This is a genomic window from Streptomyces sp. SID5785, assembly GCF_009870065.1.
Classification (GTDB): Bacteria; Actinomycetota; Actinomycetes; order Streptomycetales; family Streptomycetaceae; genus Streptomyces.
Genome location: NZ_WWIA01000474.1, coordinates 1 through 1,518, shown reverse-complemented (window position 1 = coordinate 1,518; position 1,518 = coordinate 1). Strand labels below are relative to the sequence as shown.

Here is a 1,518-nt window from a genome sequence, read left to right as displayed (position 1 = left end):
GATCACGCCGACGGCTTCACCGGGTCGATCACGATGCGGACGGACGGGCTGGACACGACGGCACGCAGGCCCGAGTCTCGACGAATGTTCCGTCACGCTCCGCACCGCTCCTCCCGGCCCGACGACCGGCCCGACGACGCTCTGCCGCCGCGCGCGCTCGGCGCCCTGGGCAAGGGGGAGCACGTCGGCGTCCGGCCCGTGGCCGACGGTCCGCGGGACGCCACGCTCTTCGAGGGGTACTGCCACCCCGGCCGCGCCCGCGAGCGCGGCTACGGCGGGGCGGCCCTGGCCCAGGCGCTCGCCGCCGCCCAGCACACCGTCGACCCGGACGAGCGCCGGGTGCACTCCCTGCACGCCTACTTCCTGCGCCCGCTCGCGCCCACCCGCCCGGCCCGCTACGCCGTCGACCACGTGCGCGACGGGACCGGCTACTCGATGCGGCAGGTCACCGCGCGACAGGGCGGCAAGGAGGCACTCACGATGAGCGTGTCCTTCAAACGGCCGCAACCGGACGGCGGTTGGCGCCAGCCCGGCATGCCCGACGTGCCCGGCCCCGACGCGCTCGACGACGGCTGGGCGTTCCGCCCCACCGACCACCCGCTGCGCACCTCCCTGGAGTACCGGGAGGTGCCGCGCGCCGCCCCGCACTCCGGCAGCGGGCCCATCGACCGGTACGCCTGGATACGCACCGTGGGCGCCCTGCCCGACGACCCGGCGCTGCACAGCGCCGTCCTCGCCTACGTGTCCGACGCACCGCTCGCCCCGACGGCCCTCGTGCCCTACGGCGAACCGCGACCGGCCCGGGTCGCCCTCGCCTCCCTCGACCACGCGATGTGGTTCCACCGCCCCGCCCGCTGCGACGACTGGCTGCTCTACGCCTGCCGCAGCACGATCGCCGGGGACGGGCGCACCCTCGCGCACGGGGAGTTCTGGAACCGCGCGGGTGAGTTGGTGGCCTCCGTCGCCCAGGAGGCGCTGCTGCGGGTGGGCTGACCCGGGTCATGTGCCATGCGGCCCCGGTTCCGGGGTTCCGGCGCCGTGAGAAGTGTGCGGCCCGGGGTACCCGGAGGCCATGAACGCGACATACGTCGAAGTGGCCATGGCGAACTCCTTCCTCTCCGCCTTCGGGGCCTTCATCGGAGGCCTCTTCATCGCGGGATTCCTGATCCTCGCCGTCCGGGTCGGGATGAGGGTGCTCCAGCGGGAGTCGCGCCGGCCCAGGCCCGACGAGCAGCCCCACCTGCCGAAGACCGGCGCGGTCCACGAGATCCGGGAGATGCGCGAACCGGACGTGGTCCCCCTGGCCAGGAACGAGAGCGAGCGCCTCATGCCGTACGAGCTCCATCCGGCGCCCACCAAACGGAGCGACGACCAGCGGCCCCGGCTCTGGACGCACGGTCCGCGCGGCTCGCTGGGTCACACCTGACTCACTCCGGCCGCAGCCACAGCGTGGCGAGCGGCGGCAGGGTGAGGTTCAGGCGGGACGGGAACGAACCGGTCGGCACGTGCGTCGCCGTC

General features: G+C 74.4%; 2 protein-coding genes. Both read left to right on the top strand.

The window, feature by feature from the left end:
* Positions 1 to 993 (top strand): acyl-CoA thioesterase domain-containing protein (locus GTW43_RS15555; RefSeq protein ID WP_237536609.1); only part of this gene is annotated, 993 nt, incomplete at its 5' end.
* A 79-nt stretch (positions 994 to 1,072) separates the two neighbouring features.
* Entirely contained in the window at positions 1,073 to 1,426 is a 354-nt protein-coding gene (locus GTW43_RS15550; protein ID WP_161302570.1) for a DUF6479 family protein, read from the top strand.
* The last annotated feature ends 92 nt before the right edge of the window (positions 1,427 to 1,518 follow it).